This window comes from Alteromonas sp. AO-Serp, assembly GCF_017849675.1.
In the GTDB taxonomy this organism is placed as follows: domain Bacteria; phylum Pseudomonadota; class Gammaproteobacteria; order Enterobacterales; family Alteromonadaceae; genus Alteromonas; species Alteromonas macleodii.
This window is the reverse complement of sequence record NZ_JAFLMX010000068.1, coordinates 1-17,381: the sequence shown is the minus strand read 5'-3', so window position 1 is coordinate 17,381 and position 17,381 is coordinate 1. Positions and strand designations below refer to the sequence as shown.

The 17,381-nt window shown below is 44.0% G+C and carries 16 protein-coding genes; 3 read left to right on the top strand and 13 right to left on the bottom strand.

Annotated elements, in window-relative coordinates:
• Positions 1-44: 44 nt before the first annotated feature.
• From QVA83_RS05595 to QVA83_RS05580, 4 genes are all read right to left on the bottom strand, one after another.
• Entirely contained in the window at positions 45-464 is a 420-nt protein-coding gene (locus QVA83_RS05595; RefSeq protein ID WP_014949960.1) for a GNAT family N-acetyltransferase, read from the bottom strand.
• Positions 461-835 carry a VOC family protein gene (locus tag QVA83_RS05590; RefSeq protein ID WP_014949961.1) on the bottom strand — a complete coding sequence of 125 codons (375 nt, stop codon included), beginning with the start codon at positions 833-835 and terminating at the stop codon, positions 461-463. Before QVA83_RS05590 ends, QVA83_RS05595 begins: the two co-directional genes overlap by 4 nt.
• A gap of 45 nt (positions 836-880) precedes the next feature.
• The gene (locus QVA83_RS05585; RefSeq protein WP_014949962.1) at positions 881-1,318 is read right to left on the bottom strand and encodes a GNAT family N-acetyltransferase; all 438 of its coding nucleotides are present in this window, start codon (positions 1,316-1,318) and stop codon (positions 881-883) included.
• Between the two features lie 73 nt (positions 1,319-1,391).
• Positions 1,392-1,889 (bottom strand): DUF2938 domain-containing protein, encoded by a 498-nt coding sequence (locus tag QVA83_RS05580; RefSeq protein WP_014949963.1) that lies wholly within the window; start codon positions 1,887-1,889, stop codon positions 1,392-1,394.
• 91 nt (positions 1,890-1,980) lie between these two features.
• Between QVA83_RS05580 and QVA83_RS05575 the strand changes: the two genes are divergently transcribed.
• The gene (locus tag QVA83_RS05575) at positions 1,981-2,400 is read left to right on the top strand and encodes a helix-turn-helix domain-containing protein (protein WP_014949964.1); all 420 of its coding nucleotides are present in this window, start codon (positions 1,981-1,983) and stop codon (positions 2,398-2,400) included.
• Between the two features lie 60 nt (positions 2,401-2,460).
• On the opposite strand, the gene QVA83_RS05570 is transcribed toward QVA83_RS05575, so the two are convergent.
• Both QVA83_RS05570 and QVA83_RS05565 read right to left on the bottom strand, forming a co-directional pair.
• Entirely contained in the window at positions 2,461-2,949 is a 489-nt protein-coding gene (locus QVA83_RS05570) for a GNAT family N-acetyltransferase (protein WP_075177498.1), read from the bottom strand.
• Between the two features lie 5 nt (positions 2,950-2,954).
• Positions 2,955-3,686 carry an SDR family oxidoreductase gene (locus QVA83_RS05565; protein ID WP_014976896.1) on the bottom strand — a complete coding sequence of 244 codons (732 nt, stop codon included), beginning with the start codon at positions 3,684-3,686 and terminating at the stop codon, positions 2,955-2,957.
• A gap of 119 nt (positions 3,687-3,805) precedes the next feature.
• Between QVA83_RS05565 and QVA83_RS05560 the strand changes: the two genes are divergently transcribed.
• Positions 3,806-5,332 (top strand): ATP-binding cassette domain-containing protein, encoded by a 1,527-nt coding sequence (locus QVA83_RS05560; protein WP_061486095.1) that lies wholly within the window; start codon positions 3,806-3,808, stop codon positions 5,330-5,332.
• Positions 5,333-5,555: 223 nt separating this feature from the next.
• Here QVA83_RS05560 and QVA83_RS05555 read toward each other — a convergent pair whose 3' ends face one another.
• The 3 genes from QVA83_RS05555 to QVA83_RS05545 all read right to left on the bottom strand — a co-directional run bounded on the left by QVA83_RS05555 (position 5,556) and on the right by QVA83_RS05545 (position 8,481).
• Positions 5,556-6,239, bottom strand: coding sequence for a DUF1826 domain-containing protein (locus tag QVA83_RS05555; protein ID WP_014949968.1), 684 nt, complete (start codon positions 6,237-6,239; stop codon positions 5,556-5,558).
• 1 nt (position 6,240) lies between these two features.
• Positions 6,241-7,443: a zinc metallochaperone GTPase ZigA gene (gene zigA, locus QVA83_RS05550; RefSeq protein WP_061486096.1), complete on the bottom strand. Its 1,203-nt coding sequence runs from the start codon at positions 7,441-7,443 to the stop codon at positions 6,241-6,243.
• An 81-nt stretch (positions 7,444-7,524) separates the two neighbouring features.
• On the bottom strand, positions 7,525-8,481 hold the full coding sequence (locus QVA83_RS05545; protein WP_061486097.1) for a GlxA family transcriptional regulator: 957 nt from the start codon (positions 8,479-8,481) through the stop codon (positions 7,525-7,527).
• Between the two features lie 104 nt (positions 8,482-8,585).
• On the opposite strand from QVA83_RS05545, the gene QVA83_RS05540 reads away from it, so the two are divergent.
• On the top strand, positions 8,586-9,131 hold the full coding sequence (locus QVA83_RS05540) for a cysteine hydrolase family protein (RefSeq protein ID WP_272492316.1): 546 nt from the start codon (positions 8,586-8,588) through the stop codon (positions 9,129-9,131).
• Positions 9,132-9,163: 32 nt separating this feature from the next.
• Here QVA83_RS05540 and QVA83_RS05535 read toward each other — a convergent pair whose 3' ends face one another.
• The 4 genes from QVA83_RS05535 to QVA83_RS05520 all read right to left on the bottom strand — a co-directional run.
• Complete coding sequence (locus tag QVA83_RS05535; protein WP_231513085.1) at positions 9,164-9,724, bottom strand: isochorismatase family protein; 561 nt, start codon at positions 9,722-9,724, stop codon at positions 9,164-9,166.
• 82 nt (positions 9,725-9,806) lie between these two features.
• Positions 9,807-11,114 carry a short-chain fatty acid transporter gene (locus QVA83_RS05530; RefSeq protein ID WP_039236405.1) on the bottom strand — a complete coding sequence of 436 codons (1,308 nt, stop codon included), beginning with the start codon at positions 11,112-11,114 and terminating at the stop codon, positions 9,807-9,809.
• 67 nt (positions 11,115-11,181) lie between these two features.
• A complete protein-coding gene (locus tag QVA83_RS05525; protein ID WP_069944564.1) occupies positions 11,182-15,303 on the bottom strand; it encodes a hybrid sensor histidine kinase/response regulator in 4,122 nt (1,373 codons plus the stop codon).
• A 266-nt stretch (positions 15,304-15,569) separates the two neighbouring features.
• The coding region (locus QVA83_RS05520) for an insulinase family protein (protein ID WP_287498226.1) at positions 15,570-17,381 on the bottom strand (1,812 nt) is incomplete at its 5' end.

The window sequence follows — 17,381 nt, the reverse complement described above, 5'->3', positions numbered from 1 at the left end:
TTGAGAACTCCCGGGACTCTCATGCCGCGTTAATGACCAATTAGCTAAATAAACCTGCACATGCCTAAACCTAAACTTTCACCGTCACGAGGTTCAAAACCGAATTTAAGATAAAAACTTTCCTTACCATGCGCAGCCAACAAGCCAATGGTTGCGCCAGGTGCGCAGCAAGACTCCAAATGTGCAATCAACGTGTTCATTATTTTCGATCCCAAGCCTTTATTCTGATGTCCTGGATGAATAATGACGTCTTGAATATAAAAATACATTGCGCCATCGCCAATCACCCGACCACAGCCTACAAGGTTGCTGTCGAGGTAAATTGTTGCCCAAAACAACGAGGCATCAATACTTTTTTGAACAACCGATAAACACGGGTTACTCCATCCAATCAATTTTCTCAGACTGGCAAAGTCTTCAGCTGACGGAGGACTTTCTTTAACGGTGTAATTCGTATGCATCATTCGTCATTCCGCCCCTCGTTTTCGCAAAAGCTACCTAATTCGGTAATGTGAAGTAGTTCGCCCGACGGGCCCCATAGATAGAAAACACTTCCCCAATGTTGTTGCTCAATTGATGAAATTTTCGTTTTATGTAACGAGCGTGAGCACAAATCAAAAGCGTCCTGAATGTCTGCTACACATATTTGTAGCATAAAGTTATTCGCCAATTCAGGATTATAAAAGCGCTGAAGAAAGAAGAGACAATCACCATTCTCAAACAGTGTTAGGTCTTCATTTACGTATGAAGCATTAAATCCAATCTCAGAATAAAATGCTTTAGAAATATCGTAGTTTTTGCTTGGAATAAAAGTCTTAATATCTATGACGTCCATATCTTGAGATCCCTCGCATTTCGCTGCTTTAAATTTAAGTCGTGGCTAAATGGCAATAACAGCAAGCATGTCTTCGCCATCTTCATCTAACCCCACCTCTTCGAAACCAAAGCTTGAATAGAAGGCTTTGGCGACAGGATTTTTGGGGTTATAGCATATCTCTATCTGTTTGAGCTCAGAAGTTTGCTTTATAAGCGTGATAGCTTGAGATAAAGCAACTCTGCCAATTCCATTATTCTGATGGCTCTCATCAATCATAAAGCGCCAAATGGACACTTTGGTTGGCGTTTCCTGAACCCACATCAAGAACCCTACGGGCTGGTCGTTGCAATAAATGGCTTTGCAGGTATGGTTCTCGTTGTAGAAAGACTCAACCAACGACCACATATTGCACGCTACAAACGCTTGTTGATCATCAGCCACATCCAAGTCACAAACCTGCTCATAGTTAGATTTGTTTATTTCTTCCAGTGAAATTTTCATCCTATCTTCTTATAAATGCACGCTGCTTTCTTGCCATTATAAGCTGAAGTTCACTCAAGTCATCATTAGTCGTTTATAGCCATATTGATAGTAAAGGCCTAATTAACAAAGCCGAAAGGTACAGCCCAACGCCAAATACGACGTGATTAATAATACTGTGTAACCGAGCGGTATTAGGGTTAGGCGTTTTCGATGCGGCAATACCAGCGCCCATACCTGGCTGCAATATAAAGAACGGTGCAACGACCGTAGCGATACCGAGCGCCACTGCTGGACCTAGCGTCGGTTCGAACAACCAAGACTCTCCGCATATGAAAATAAGCAGTGCTGCATAGGCAATTCCAATTAGGTAATGGGCTGTCCACCCAATAGTACTTTCCCCGTGAACAGCATGGGCACTTGAAATAGAAGTATGACGTAACTGCCCTTTTCTCATGTGCCCTATCCAGCGCCCCACCATGCCCCAATTGGTAGGGGAAATACCAAACAATTGCTTTCTCAACAAGGCCCATAAATCCATCACTAAAGTAGCTCCAATACCTATCAGCAAGATAAAAACAATACTTTCCATATTCACTCTCAATAACTAGTTTCAATTAACATGAGATGCTAGCCTACAACTTCAAGTTAACTTTAAGTCAAGCATTCCTTTGGGAAAAAGTATGGAAATATCTCAGGTCGCCAAAAAGTCAGGAGTGTCGGCATCAACACTGCGCTTTTATGAAGAAAAAGGCCTTATCAAATCTATTGGTCGACAAGGTATACGTCGCGTATTTAGCTCAAACGTACTAGAGCGCCTTGAATTAATCGCACTAGGCCGCGCAGCAGGTTTTTCGCTGGAAGAAATTTCTGGGATATTAGGAACCAATGCAAAGCCTGATATAGATCGCGATCTACTACTTAAAAAAGCGAACGAATTAGATGAAACAATCAAAAAATTAGAAGCAATGCGTGATGGTCTGCACCATGCAGCTGCTTGCACAGCACCGAGTCATTTGGAATGTCCGAGGTTTCGTCGATTGATGAACCTTGCAGCCGCAGGGGTGATTGAAGGCGTTGCCGCGAATAAAGCAGTAAAATAAAAATCCGTATCAATGGAAACCACTCAGCGCTTTGCGGGTACTAAAATCACCATCGCAGAGCTACCTCAAAATGGCAAAAATATGGCTATCGTAAAACCGTCCATTTTTAAAAATGGCGCGTTGCAATATCGCTTCTTGCTTAAACCCTGCATCTAACAGCAGCTTTTGCGAAGCAAGATTGGATGAAAATACGCAGGCAAAAATGCGCTCTATACTTGTGTTTGAGAAGGTAAGGGCGATAATTTGGCGCAGCGCGTCACGCATAATCCCTTTTCGCCAATGTGATGAACAAAGCCAGTACCCGACCTCTCCGGCTCTTTCATATTCAAAGTTTCCTGGGTTAACACCAATACACCCTACTAACTCGCCGTCGTACTCTACAGCTCTTATAAAACCCTCTTTGCTCCCCTCTTGAATCCACCATGTGGCATCTTCTTTTGTATAAGGGCTGGGAATTTTTGTCGACAGAAATTGCGTGACCGACGGTTGATTCAAAATATCTACCAGTCTACCTACATCGCTCATTTTAAAATCTCTGAGTGTTATCACGCGCTTTACTTCCCACCCGCTAAATCAATAAACGACCCTGTAACATATGAAGACTGAGGTGATAGAAGCCAGGCTATCGCCTGTGCGACTTCATCTGCTGTACCGCCCCGCTGCATAGGAATTTGTGAGCTTATCCGTTCTACTCTGCCAGGTTCACCACCATCGGCATGAATGTCTGTTTTAATAAAACCAGGCCGGACGCTGTTTACACGAATGTTCTTCGCAGCAAGTTCTAATGAAAGCCCTTTAGTAAATGAATCCATTGCCCCTTTCGACGTCGCATAGTCGACGTATTCAAAAGGAGCACCAGTACGAGAGGCAATGGACGAAACATTAACGATTGCGCCCCCTGCAACGTTTTGTTTTACAAAAGCCTTCGAACACAAGAATGCGCTAAGCACATTGGTATTAAGTACTTTAGTGAAGCGCTCTGCGGTGACGTTAATTAACTCAGTTTTGGTGAATAAAACACCCACATTGTTAACCAGGTGCGTTATTTCACCCCATCGGACGTTCACAGTCTCAAACATGTTCAGCACTTGCGTTTCATCTGAAACATCGGCTTTATGAGCAAATGCAACGCCACCGTTGTCAGCTATCGACGCACACACGCTATCAGCTGCGTTTTTATCCGAAAGATAATTTACGCAAACTTTATAATCGCTACTTCCCAACAATTTAGCAGTCGCGGCACCAATACCACGACTAGCACCTGTGACAATAACTACCTTGCCCACAATTTGATTCCCTTAACTGGCCATTGAACGTGGCGCTAATTTTATAAGACTAACTTACCAGCTAGTTCTGGCTTCAGAAAGTCTTATTCACCATTGACACATAAACAGAAAACTTCACAATGGTTCTACTTTATATTCACTCGCGATCATTAATGCTGTACCTTTCTGAATTTCAAATAAAGCTTTCTAATCAATACATTACTCCTGCATTTTCGCTAGCGCTCTGTACTGAAAGTGCGCCGTCGCACTTCCTTATCGCAGGTAGAAACAGTAGCGGAAAGTCACTCTTAATTTCCGCGCTTGCCGGTAATGGGAAGGTAGCAAGCGGTAGTCGTGAATGTACTTCGGTTGTTGCAGAGGTATCGGTTTTTAAACAGCAAGCGATAATTGAAGAAGAAAAACAAAAAGACAGTGCAGATATTTTAGACGTAATAGCTGAGCCAACACAGGTTCGCGAACTATTCGCACAGACTAATGAGGATTATCAAAACCACCCTTATTACGACGAACTCGCCTCTGCGCTTAGAATTGAGCATTTGCTAGATAATGGGTTTCTTTCACTTTCAACAGGTGAAACCCGCAAGATTATTATCATGTTGGCATGGTTAAGTAATGCCTCTATTATTTTGCTTGATGAACCCTTCGAAGGTTTAGATGCTGAAGCGATAAGCGCATTTAGTCGCTTTCTTGTCTCTCAGCAGCAAGCTTCTTTAGTACTTACCGCCAACAAACTCGCAGATATTCCAAAGAATATGCAAGCCCAGTTGATTGTCATGGATGACTTGGCTATTACGTGGAAATCTGAAGATAAACTTAACTATGACGGTTTGCGCTCAGAACTAAGCACCTGGTTTGCACTAGAGTCTGATGATATCGATGTTCCCTCAGCCCTTAACGCTAAAGACAAACACGGCGATGACCCCAATCGCAATAACCGAAACCTCAATGATCAAAACAGTGAGTTAGATTCACTTCCTCATACCTTAATTCAGCTTAAAGATGGATTCGTGCGCTTCGATGAGCGAACCGTATTTGAAAAGCTTAACTTTACGCTTAACAAAAATGAGCATTGGCAGATCACTGGTCCAAATGGGTCAGGCAAAACCTGTTTGCTTCAAATGTTTACCGGTGATAATTCCCATTGTTATACCAACGATTTAACAATGTTTGGCATAAAACGTGGCACAGGCGAAAGCATATGGGACATTAAAAAGCACATTGGAATTATGTCGAATGCGCTCCACATGCAGTACAAAGTGAATGCAAGTGTTGAGCACGTTATCATTTCAGGCTTTCACGACAGTATTGGTCTGTACACTCGCCCCACGCTAGCGGAACGCATGGTGGCAGAGCAGTGGCTTGAAGTACTGGGTTTGAAACAGAAAAAGAACTCGCCGTTTCAGTCGCTGTCTTTTGGTGACCAGCGATTAGTACTTATTGCACGTTCTATGGTTAAGCACCCCGCCGTGCTTATTTTGGATGAACCTTGCAATGGTTTAGATGACTTCAACCGACAGAAAGCGCTTAAGCTTATTGATATATTGGCTAGGGCTGGCACAAGTACACTGCTGTATGTGAATCACCATGCAGAAGAACGCATTCCTAGCATTCACAATACGTTAAATATAAAAGACTATAATGTTTAAGGGTATATGTTGAAAACCTTGGCTTTTCAAGTTTTCGCTAAAAAGGTGTGGCACTTGCCTGTAAGACAATTAGCCTTAAAGCTGGAAGCTTAAAAGCTAATATTTAAAAATATTAGCGAGGCTAGGTACCGAGAAAGAAAAAAGCGCTATCACAAGGGAAAACTCATGGAAAAAGTGATAGCGCCGAAGTAACCGAGGGTGAGGTACAATAAGAACTTAAAAACTACATGGGATCCAGGGTAAGCAACACGCGATGAGTACCAGGTATGACTTTGCAGGACCGATGCACGGCGGCAAATTCTTCATGGCCCTGCCACGACTTACCTTTAAGTAAACCCACATCAAACGCGTTCATTTGCCTAACGCTGCTCTCTCGATAGTGCTGGCCCAACCTATTCTTAGTAAGCCCTTGTGTATTCGCGTCGTTAAGACCAATCATTTGGCGTGTAACCACACTTTCTTTCGGCAGCCACTCTGTACCTTCGCCTAAATAAGTATTCACCAACCGAACAGGAATATTGTCCACATGAAAGCTTGGGCACATTGCTGATGAAAGGGGCACTAACCTTACGCCCACACTGTCACAGTCAAATAGCGTGGTGAGCATGTCAGACAGCAAATAAATATCGTCAATGGCAGCCTGCTTTCCGGCACTATTTCTTCCATCAGGTAAAAGCTTTGCGATTTCCTCTTTCAGTGATATTAAAGAGAAAACACCGCGAATCCCCATTCCTAATGATTTAAAAATGTCGTCATAATATTGCGAGATGAGTGGCGTTTCGGGCCTTGTCCATATGGCAACGCTAATACCTTTATCAAAGATATCGCCCAACACCATAGCATCGGCGCTTGAACGCCAAGATTCGCTGTGTTCAAAGGAAGTAATGTGGTCTTGTAGCGCCTGCATATTAGTGCTCCCACGCAGGAAATGGGTCAGGCATTTCAGCCCAAACATGATGACCTTGAATAAGCTGTTCGTCTGTTAACAAGCAACTATCTAACCGCTCGATAATGTCGTTTTTATTAAGCCCTTGCCCAATGAACACCAGCTCTTGACGCATGTCACCGAAGGGCTCCATCCATTGTTCTTCAATCGCTTTAAGGTATTCAGGGTCTTCTGGCCACTGCTCTTTGGGTACGGCTTTCCAAAATAGTCCAGCGGCCCCGTATCTCGCCATACCGCCAGCTTGGCTCCAGCTGCCCGCTAATTGAGGGCGTGTTGCCAGCCAGAAGAAGCCTTTTGAACGAATTAATTTACCTGCAATGTCTTTACTATGAATAAAATCATAAAACTTTTGCGGATCAAACGGACGTCGCGCTTCGTACGAAAAGCTGCTTATACCAAACTCTTCAGTCTCTGGTACGTGCTCGCCACGCATTTCTTTCAGCCAACCGGGCGACTGCTGAGCACGCTCGAAGCTAAATCGCCCTGTGTTCAGCACTTTGTCGAGGGGCACTTTTCCATGCTCGATCGGAACTTGAATAGCCTCGGTGTTGAGGGTTTGCAGAATACTTTTAAGGCGCGCCAACTCTTGTTCAGAGACTAAGTCGGTTTTGCTTATTAGCAATATATCAGCAAATTCCACTTGTTCGACCAACAAGTCTGCCACACTTCGCTCGTCTTCCTCCCCCAAGCTCTCACCCACTTCGTTGAGAAACTTAGCTTCGTCATAGTCTTTAAGAAAATTCAATGCATCGACAACGGTAACCATCGAATCGAGGCGTGATATTTCCGACAAGCTTTTACCGTCTTCATCGGCAAACGTGAAGGTCTCAGCTACAGGTAAAGGCTCCGAAATACCTGTAGACTCTATTACCAGATAATCGTATTTACCTTCATGCGCTAAACGCTCTATCTCTTCAAGCAAATCTTCTCGCAACGTGCAGCAAATACAGCCATTGCTCATTTCAACTAGCTTTTCTTCGGCTCGATTAAAGCTAATTTCATTTTTCACCGTAGCAGCATCGATAGTGATTTCACTCATATCGTTAACAATAACGGCTACTCTTAATCCATCACGATTATTCAGAATATGATTTAGAACCGTGGTCTTACCAGCGCCTAGGAAGCCCGAGAGTACGGTAACGGGAAGCTGAGTTTGAATTGACATAACGACTCGCTAAGTTTCATTTTAAATCTCGAATTTAATAAATGTTATAACATAACAATTAAAATGAAAATAACGATATGATTAATTTATTGCAAAACGCTTGCGGTATTCCACCGGACTAAGCCCATACTCTTTACGGAATATCTTCCTAAACGCATTGACGTTTTGATAGCCCACGTTGAATGCAATATCAGCAATGCTGCGCGTTGATACTTCAATTTGCTGACAAGCATGATGAAGTCTCAGCTTCTGCAGATAATCGATGACTGACATACCTAACGCTTGCGCAAATCTTCGCTGTAAGGTTCGCTGACTAACGAAAGTGTGGCTAGCTAAATCGCTAAGAGAAATTGGCTGACTGTAATGGTTTGCCAAGTAATTTTGCGCTTTAACAACGAGAGCATCGCCATGATCTTTTTTAGGTGAAAACTGGTGATAAAAGCCTTGCTCCCTGTAACCTGTATCCACCACCATCTCTTTAGAAAGATTCAAGGCAATGGTGGGTGAACTTAAGGTCGATATGATTTCAAACACAAGATCAATCCACGCCATTCTCCCGCCAGCTGTTATTACGCCCTCCCCGTTTACCACGATAGCCTTAGCATCTAGTTTTGCTGTGGGAAAGGCTGCCATGAAGTGATCGGCAATTCGCCAGTGTGTAGTACACACTTTGTTATCTAAAAAGCCCCCTTTGCCTAGAATAAATGCACCTACGCAAGCAGATGCGAGCAATGCACCTTGGGACTGCATGACTTCCATATAGTTAATGAGTGATGTGAAGTCATGCTCAAAAAATGTTTCACTAATGCTTGGCGGCAAGATGACGACATCAACTAGTGCATTTGAATTCAACTGTTCCGCTTTGTAAATACTCGCGCTAAATGCCACATCAGCGTTGATTTGCTCACACATCGTATTTGCTAACTCTAACATCTCAACGATGCCGTAAAGCGCAGATTGGCTTGCGGTTGGATAGTTTATTACTGCTATTTTTATTTCTTTCATCGTTTCATTGTCGTTCTGTGAACGCTGTCGCATTTGGCGCGCTTTTTGTCATTATCGTCACTCTCTATTACACGTGAAAATCTGCAAAATAGTCAATATCGAGTAAGCACAACTTAAACCGTGCTAGAGACTATTTCTTGGAAAAAGAGGGTAAGACCGTGGTTAAACAAGCACTTATTGTTATAGATATTCAAAACGATTACTTTCCTGAAGGGAAGTATCCTTTACACAAACCAGAGCTTGCGATGCAAGAAACACTTAAAGCGATGGCTATTGCAAAGGAAAAGAGCATTCCGATTATTCACATACAGCACCTTGTGCCTGTTGAGGCCGGAGAAGGGTTGTTTTTCTATGAAGGATCTCATGGCGCTGAAATTCATAAAGAGGTGATAGCCGCTGCCCCGGATGCACCAATCATCACAAAGCAACACGCCGATTGTTTTGAGAACACCAATTTAGAAGAAACCTTACAGTCATTGGGCGTGGATGAAATTCTTCTTGCAGGTATGATGACGCACAACTGCGTAACTCACACAGCATTATCACCAGCTGCTGCCAAGTATTCCCCCAAAGTCATTGAACCTTGCACCTGCACGCGTGACGCCATTGGTCATCTATTGGCGCTGGATTCTATGCAAGTGCGTGGTATTGACATTGTATCGATAGAAACCGCATTCGCTTAGCTCCGACTTGTTTCGCTCATCACGTTGTTCGACTACTTGATGAGCGCTAACACTTCTCGGAATTTTGGATGTTGGCATGATTTTAAAAGGCCAAAAAGTGTCATCTCAAAACTGCTGATCCGTGCGCCCTGCTCACGCATATTTTGGATGGCGAGCACAGCATTTGAAGACTCTCTTGAAGAAATGCAGTCCTGTATTACTTCCACAATGTGATTATTTTCCAATAAACCCGTTACCGTTTGATAAACGCATACGTGCGCTTCAATTCCCACAACCAGCCATCGACTTAATTCCATTTCACCAATGTACGCCAGTATTTCGGACGAGCACTGGTCAGTACCTGCTACTGCGTTAAAAGTAAATTTCTTAAAGTGAGGATCGCTTGCGACATGAGTTTCAATTTCAGGGACCGTTCTCTCCAAGCCATCAGGATTTTGCTCAAGTACAACTACGGGAATATTGAGCAATTTACAACACTGTATTAGCTTTACTGTTTTGCAGATCATTGTCTGGCTATCATTGACTTTTCGAGCCAGCGCGCCCTGAACATCTACGATCAACAACCCTACCTTTTCTTCGTCTAAATGCATCATTCACACCGCTTGTATGTTAGTTGTGGCTTCACATTCGGCTCTTTTCGCTTTGTTTTACGGCGTTAAATTGCTCTCGAAATCCTCACACAAACCGCAATACCAAGGAAATAATGACACCGGTTACGATAAGCTGAACTAAGCAAAAGCCCATAATGTCTTTGGCTTTCAGGCCAGCTATGGCAAGTACGGGTAGCGCCCAAAATGGCTGAATCAAATTGGTCCACGCATCACCCCACGCTACCGCCATGGCAACTCTATTTATTTCGGCTCCAAGTTCAGCGGCAGCGGGCAAGATTACTGGAGCTTGCACTGCCCACTGACCTCCCCCCGAAGGCACAAAAATATTAACAATGCCTGCGCTAATAAAACTCCATACTGGCAGCGACTCTGCAGATGCAAAGCTAATCAGCCATTCTGACATGGTTTGGGCCAATCCTGATTGAACCATTACCGCCATGATCCCCGCATAAAATGGGAACTGTATAACAATACCACTACCGCCCTGAACGGCTTGCTGCAGGCTGTGCAGTACATTGCGTGGTGTACCGTGAAGGACAATAGCGAGAAAGAGAAATAGCGTATTAACGATATTGAGATTAAGCCCGCCCCCTGAAACAAAGTAGTTAGTGAGATAAGCAAGCCCTGCAAAGCCTACCAGTAACCCAAGCACCTTGCTGTTTTCAAGTTTGTCGGCGGGCCGCTCGTTTGTTGCCGAAGGCAAAGCGTCGTCTTTTAGCTTGGCGCTATCGACAATAATGCTTTCAGATTCAGGCGGTAACATTAAACGATTAACAAGAGGAATAATCACGAACATGATTGCCAATAACAGCAAGTTAAACCCACTGAAAATAGTCTCTCCAGTGCCAACTACGCCAATCTGTGCTTCTGAAAAATGACCCGGCGTTGCAATAGTTAAGGGCACAGAGCCCGCTAAACCACCATGCCATACAATAAAGCCTGAGTACGCGCTTGCCACCAATAACCGATAATCAACCGACACTTTTCTTGCTAAGGCTTTAGCGAACAACGCGCCTACAACAAGACCAAAGCCCCAGTTTATCCAGCTTGCGATAAGCGACACCAACGTGACCAGCACAATGGCGCTCCCAGGGCTTTTTGCTAAGCTCGCAAGCCTTTCAAGTAAGGCTTTTACTAATGGCGTGCATGCCAACATAAACCCAGTGACTAGCACCAAGAGCATTTGCATTGAAAATGTGAGCAGCCCCCAAAATCCGTCCCCCCACTGTTGAATAGTGGTAAGTGGAGACTGATTTTGAATGACCACTGCAAACGCAAACGTAATTAGGGTGAGTAATAAAACGAAAATGTAGGGGTCAGGAAGATATCGTTCGACGAGTTTGACGAAGGGTTTTGATGCTCGGTTTAGCATTAACGCTCTCACAATATGTTAAAAACTTGTTGCATATTAACGCGTTTATTTCCCCGTTGGCGAGGGTCTAATTAACTTTGTTGAGCCAGTGCTGTAATGTTGAAGTTACTTTATTGTGCTCTATGGGTTTGGTGAGGAAATCATCCATACCGGCTTTCATACACATATCTTTGTCGCCCTGCATAGCATTCGCCGTCATCGCTATGATGGGTACACGTTTGTAAACTTCGCCGGCTGCACCATAGCGAATAAGCTTGGTTGCTTCGAACCCGTCCATTTCCGGCATTTGGCAATCCATGACAATTGCGCTGTAATGCGCCTTTAGCTTGCTGCTTTTTAACAGTTCTAACGCTTCTACACCGTTGTTGGCAACGTCAACCACATACCCTTCGCTTTCTAGAACATTGGTGGCCACTATTTGATTAATGGCATTGTCTTCTACTAACAAGATTCGATAAGCATTATCATCAGAGGTGGACTTTGCGTTTTCTTCAGGTGATTGAACGTGCTGAGTGTTGCCTTCGATAATATGAACCGGATCATCCTCCCGTTTTTTAAAGCGTGGTTTAGCTTCATAGTCAGATGTATTTACTGATTCCTCTACAATTCGAATTAAATCTGAAGAGGTCAGTGGCTTAGGAAGACTCTCATCAACGTCTACTCCGCCATAGACAACAGAGCTCTCCATGTCGCTTAGCTGTGTCATTAATACCAAACGCGTATGTTTTGTTCTGGGGTTATTTAAAAGTATCTGGCCGAAGTGTTGTGAAAACTCCTCCTCTTCTGCTTTCTCCAGAAATACAACATCAATGGGTATTGCCGGTATCTCTTGCTCGCTGCCTTTCAAATATAAGCTAATCGCTTCCTCAATCGAAGATGCGGTCAGCGTAAGCAGTCCCCAAAGTTTCAGCTGGCTTTGCATGGCACGTCTTGTTGAAGCATTGTCGTCAATAATCAGGCAACACATGTCTTGTTTAGCAAGTTGAGGGCGCACAGCGTTGCGTTGCTCGGCGTAGCGAATTTCGCATGTCACATCAAAACGGCTGCCTTTGCCAAGCTCGGTGGTAACACTTATGTCTCCTCCTAACAATTGGCATAGCTTTTTGGTAATGCTCAACCCAAGCCCTGTTCCGCCATAGCGTCTAGTTGTAGAAGCGTCGACCTGTGTAAACGCATCGAACAAGTGAGGTAGTTTTGACGCGGGAATACCAATGCCCGTATCTGCCACCGCAATGTGCATAAGCGCAGTATTCTGATTGTTAGTAGGAAGCAATTCTGCCGTGACAGAGAGCTCTCCCTGCTCGGTAAATTTAACGGCGTTACTTAAAAGGTTTGTGAGGATTTGTTGAATTCGGCTGGGATCTGAGTTTATTTTCGACTCACTGACCTTTGACAAATCTACAACAACATCCAGCCCTTTTTCTTGCGCTAAATGCGCGACCGATTGAGCAATGCTCTCAATCAATTCCCTTACATCAAATTCGACGGACTCAATCTCGAGCTTATCCGCTTCTATTTTAGAGAAATCCAAAATATCATTAATCAGGGCCAGTAGAGAATTAGCGCTTGAGCTTGCGATGTTGACGCGCTGTGATTGCTCAGTAGTTAGGTTGCTTTTCTTAAGCAGACCCAGCATCCCTATCACGCCGTTCATTGGCGTTCTAATTTCATGGCTCATATTTGCAAGGAATTCAGACTTCAACTTTGTTGCTTCTTCGGCTTGTTCCAGCGCTTTTTTCAAATCGTTGGCCTGAGCTTTCAACGAGGCTGTTTTTTCTGAAACTTGTTGCTCTAACGCCTGAACAAAGCGCTTCTGCTTGGTAATTTCTGTTTGCTGTAAGTGGGTTCTTAAGTAAATGATCAACAGAACAATGCCGAGTAAAAACGCAATGTAAATGCTGTATGCCCACCATGTTTTCCAAGGAGCTGCTGCTACATGCAAATTAACCGACATGACTTCGCTGCCCCATTCACCATTGGGCTTCATTGCTTTGACCAGCAATGTATAGGTGCCGCCATTTAGGTTAGTAAATGAAACGTTGTTGTGATTTCCGATATCAATCCACTGTTCATCGTACCCTTCTAATTTGTAGGAAAAATGAGAACGCTTGGGATCAGAGAAGTCTAGAAGAGCAAAGTCTAATGAGAAGAAATAGTCTTCGTAGGAAAGATTAATATCCGTAACGTAGGATAGTGGCTTATCAAGGCTTACTGCTTCGCCCATTTTGTTGAAGCCAGTTAGCACAATTTTAGAATCGACCAACTCAGACTGTCCTGGCACATACTCAAAGTATTCAATACCTCGCTGGCTACTGGTAAAGAACGTGTTGTTAGTGGCTCTAAGTAAACTGTTTGAATAGAAATTCTGACTTACAGCCCCGGCAGTGCTAGTGTAATTAATGGCACTTTCAGTAGCCGGATTAAAAAGAAAGATCCCTTTATTCGTGGTAAGCCAGAGCTGGCCCTCGTCGCCGTCTGCAATCGCTCTTACTAAGGTAGCGGGCAACCCTTTCTGCTCCCCAAACCACTCGAAGGATTTCGATTCGGGCTTATAAAGGTTCAACCCCCGTTGGGTTGCAATCCAAATTTGGCCGTTTTTGGTCTCATGAATATCTTCGACAATGCTGCCCAACAGACCTGCATTGTGATCTTTATTGTATTCAATCTGAGTGAAAGTATTGTCCTGAATGGACCATAAATTTACGCCGCTTCCAGTGCCAATCCACATATTTCCTTGAGAGTCATTAACAATGGCGTGAATCTCTGGGTGAGCTAAGCCGTCAGTCGTTGAAAGATGCTCAAAGGCGCCAGATTGCACGTTGTATATATAAACACCATGCTTGTAGGTACCTATCCATACATTGCCTTCGTTATCTAGCGCTAACGCTCTGAATTCTCTGAACTGGCGATATTTGCTGTTTTCTCTGGGATATTCTAAGCGACTTACATTTCCATTCTTTCTGTTAACATGTGCAATAAAGTTGTCTTGTGCCACCCAAATATTGCCGTGTTTATCGGGGACAATAATAGGTCGTTCTATAACTCCCCTATTTGAATATTCACTGTCTTCTTTAAATACCGAGTCAAATTCCTTTTGGAGTATTTGCTCTTTCACTTTCCATGTATAAATTTCAGCATTTGCTGTAGCAATCAATACATCGCCACTATTTTTGAAGGTATCTAGCTCAATGCCACTGGGTGAAACCAATGAGTCACTATTGATCTGCTTGATTTTACGGCGAGGAGATAGTTTAAATATGCCGTGAACTTCACTGGTTACCCATTTTGTTTTAGTGTGGTCTTCATATATTATGCGAAGTCCGTTGTCATAGCCGAAGTCCATCTTCTCTACGTAATTTCCCTCACCTGTATGTCTATAAAGACCCGTGGTGGTCACAAACCAAATGCACCCTTCGTGATCTTCAATCATTGAGTTCACTTGGCCTAATGCTTTGCCGTCTCGCGTAGTTTGTGCAAGGAACACGCCTGAACTTGGAAAGAAAAGAAAAGGGCCTTCCTGAGTCGCCACATAGAATTGGCTTGACGACGTACGCAGCAAGCTACGTATTTCATTGGCTCCTGTTGCAGTACGATTATCAGGGTCGGGAAAGAAGTGTTTGGCGGTGAGAGTTCTTTTGTCTAGCAAGTTCAAGCCAAAACTGGTGGCTACCCACAGGCTGTTGTCATTATTATCCATAATGTCCCAAATGCGATTATGAGACAGACTGTGGTCCTCATTGCTTTTCTTCTGAACCCTTTCGAATTCCCCATTTCCTAGAAAACGATTTAAACCTTGATCATACGAACCTAGCCAAATTTGGCCTGTTTTGTCGTGGAAGAGTGATTGGATTCGGTTTGAAGATATGGAGCGAGGGTCGTCTGGATCATTCAAGTAACGAGAATAGCGACCTGTTGTTGGGTCGTACTTGTTAACTCCACCTCCCCACGTTCCAATCCATATATTGCCCTCTGCATCCAACATCAAATTGCCAGCGTCGTTGTGTGATAGCCCTTGGCTAGGATCGCTGTCAGACTCAAACAACGTGACTCTACGACCGTCGTAACGCATTACACCGTTTTCGGCAGTACCAAACCACAAAAAGCCTTGGCGATCTTGGATAATGGAATAAATCTCTGATGAGACGAAGCCATCTTCGGCAGTTAAAAGCTCAACCGAATACTCATTCATCAGCTTGTCTGCATTAGATGGATAAACACAGGGAACATAAAACAGGCAGAGAAGAGCTATTGCAAACAAGCGCACTGGTGCAAGTACAGGATTTGTTATGCTCGCAAAGAAGGCATTCTTCAAAGTGGAATCAAGACATTAAATTAAACTTTCTTAACCATAAAGCATCTATTGAACGCAATCTATTCTACAAAAGACGCATTTGTCACATAAAAAAGGGCCGAAAATGATATCGGCCCTTTATCTCTTGGTTAATTATTTACCAATTACAGTGAATTCATGCTTTGCACGCTAACAGGCCCGAGCTGAGCCGCTTCAACTTCTGCTTTAATCTTCTCGGCATCTCCGATGATTATCCAGGTTAATTTCTCTGGGTGCAGCACTTCTTTCGCCGCGTTACTCAAATCGTCTAAAGACAAGCTGTTGTATTTCTCGACCAAGGACTCTGGGTAGTTATATTGTCTGTTAAATCTTTCACTCGACAGTAAGCTATACAATACCGCGTTAGCCGTCTCAAATTGACCTGGCAAAGAGCGAACTTCGTCTAACCGCGCCCTTTCAAGTTCATTCGCCATTGGCGGTTTTTCACCTAAGTAAGCGTTAAGCTCTTTCTTAAGCTCAAGCAGTGATGGACCTGTTTTATCGGTTTGCACCGGCGCATAAACCATAAACGGGCGCTGTCCCCTAGCATCTTGCAGGAAGGTGTACGCGCCATAAGACCAGCTTTTATCTTCACGCAGGTTCATATTAACGCGAGCAGTAAAAGCACCACCTAAGGTTAAATTCATGGCATTAATTGCAATATTGTTGTCAGCCCCTGTTGGTGGCGCTAAATGTGCAGCCAGAATAAGTGACTGTTGTGCACCAGGGCGGTCGATAATAATCGCTTGGCCTTGCTCAGGCATTGACGCTTCAGCAATTTGCTTCGCACCTTTGCTACCCTCTACCTTCCATTTGCCAAACTCTTTCTCAAGCATGGGTTTAATGGCACCTAACGTGGTGTCGCCAACAACAAAAATTGTCGCATTGTCTGGGCGTAGCCACGTATTTTTAAAGTTAACAAGGTCATCTCGCGTAATCGCTTGTACGTCTTGTTCTGTTCCGGTACCGGTAAACGGAATACCGTACGCATGGCCTTCACCATAAATAAGAGGCGGAAGTAACGTAAGTGCAATACTTACAGGGCGCGTTTTTTGCTGTGCAATATTACTTAATATAAGCGCTCGTTGACGTTCAATCTCTTCCTTTTTGAACGTTGGTGATTTCAAGATATCACCCATTAGCGCCAAAGAAGGCTCCATGTTTTCCGTTAACATTGACATGCTAACTGTGGTGGTATCTAGGTTTGAGCCGGCGTTTAAATCAGTACCTAACTGCTCAAGCTCTGCCGCAAGCTCCAGCGCATCATATTTTCCCGCGCCTTCGTCAAGCATCTGTGTGGTAAAGCTCGCAAGTCCTAACTTGCCACCCGCATCGGCAGCGTAACCTGCGTCGAATTGCACCGCAACATTCACCAATGGAACCGTAGAGCGTTTTGCAAATACTACCTTTACACCGTTAGAAAGCGTAGTTTCTGTCACCTCAGGAAAGCTCAGTTGAGTCTCTGCATCGATTGAAGGCAAGCCAGAGCTGCGGTCAACGCCTTCGGAAGATGCTGTGTGCTCAATAAATGGAACAACCGTGATTTGATGCCACCCTTCTTTTAGCCATTTATTCGCAGCCGCTTTAACCCCTTTAGGAGTAGCCTGTCCTAGCTCACTCAATTCAGTTTTGAAGTAGTTAGGGTCGCCAGCAATGAACTCACCACTAGCAAGCGTATCGGCTTTACCGCCAAAGCCCCCAACCTCTTCAAGCCCGCGAATAATTGAAGCACGTCGCTTAGTCGACACCAATTTAACTTCATCTTTGCTTGGACCTTTACGCAAAAACTCGCTAATGACTTTATCTATTTCTTTTTCCACTCTCGCAACGTCAACGCCGTCTTTTACGTCAACCGTCACACCAAAAATGGACGCCATTTGTAGCTCGTAGTTAAACACCGAGGCATTGGTAGCAATTTGTTGGTCGTACACCAATTC

Bases quoted from the DNA above. Each gene is read 5' to 3' on its own strand.
- QVA83_RS05530 (WP_039236405.1), bottom strand. From the start codon at position 11,114: ATGCTAAACCGAGCATCAAAACCCTTCGTCAAACTCGTCGAACGATAT.
- QVA83_RS05560 (WP_061486095.1), top strand. From the start codon at position 3,806: ATGGTTCTACTTTATATTCACTCGCGATCATTAATGCTGTACCTTTCT.
- QVA83_RS05545 (WP_061486097.1), bottom strand. From the start codon at position 8,481: ATGCGACAGCGTTCACAGAACGACAATGAAACGATGAAAGAAATAAAA.
- zigA (WP_061486096.1), bottom strand. From the start codon at position 7,443: ATGTCAATTCAAACTCAGCTTCCCGTTACCGTACTCTCGGGCTTCCTA.
- QVA83_RS05590 (WP_014949961.1), bottom strand. From the start codon at position 835: ATGGACGTCATAGATATTAAGACTTTTATTCCAAGCAAAAACTACGAT.
- QVA83_RS05555 (WP_014949968.1), bottom strand. From the start codon at position 6,239: ATGCAGGCGCTACAAGACCACATTACTTCCTTTGAACACAGCGAATCT.
- QVA83_RS05575 (WP_014949964.1), top strand. From the start codon at position 1,981: ATGGAAATATCTCAGGTCGCCAAAAAGTCAGGAGTGTCGGCATCAACA.
- QVA83_RS05595 (WP_014949960.1), bottom strand. From the start codon at position 464: ATGATGCATACGAATTACACCGTTAAAGAAAGTCCTCCGTCAGCTGAA.
- QVA83_RS05535 (WP_231513085.1), bottom strand. From the start codon at position 9,724: ATGATGCATTTAGACGAAGAAAAGGTAGGGTTGTTGATCGTAGATGTT.
- QVA83_RS05525 (WP_069944564.1), bottom strand. From the start codon at position 15,303: ATGAATGAGTATTCGGTTGAGCTTTTAACTGCCGAAGATGGCTTCGTC.
- QVA83_RS05580 (WP_014949963.1), bottom strand. From the start codon at position 1,889: ATGGAAAGTATTGTTTTTATCTTGCTGATAGGTATTGGAGCTACTTTA.
- QVA83_RS05585 (WP_014949962.1), bottom strand. From the start codon at position 1,318: ATGAAAATTTCACTGGAAGAAATAAACAAATCTAACTATGAGCAGGTT.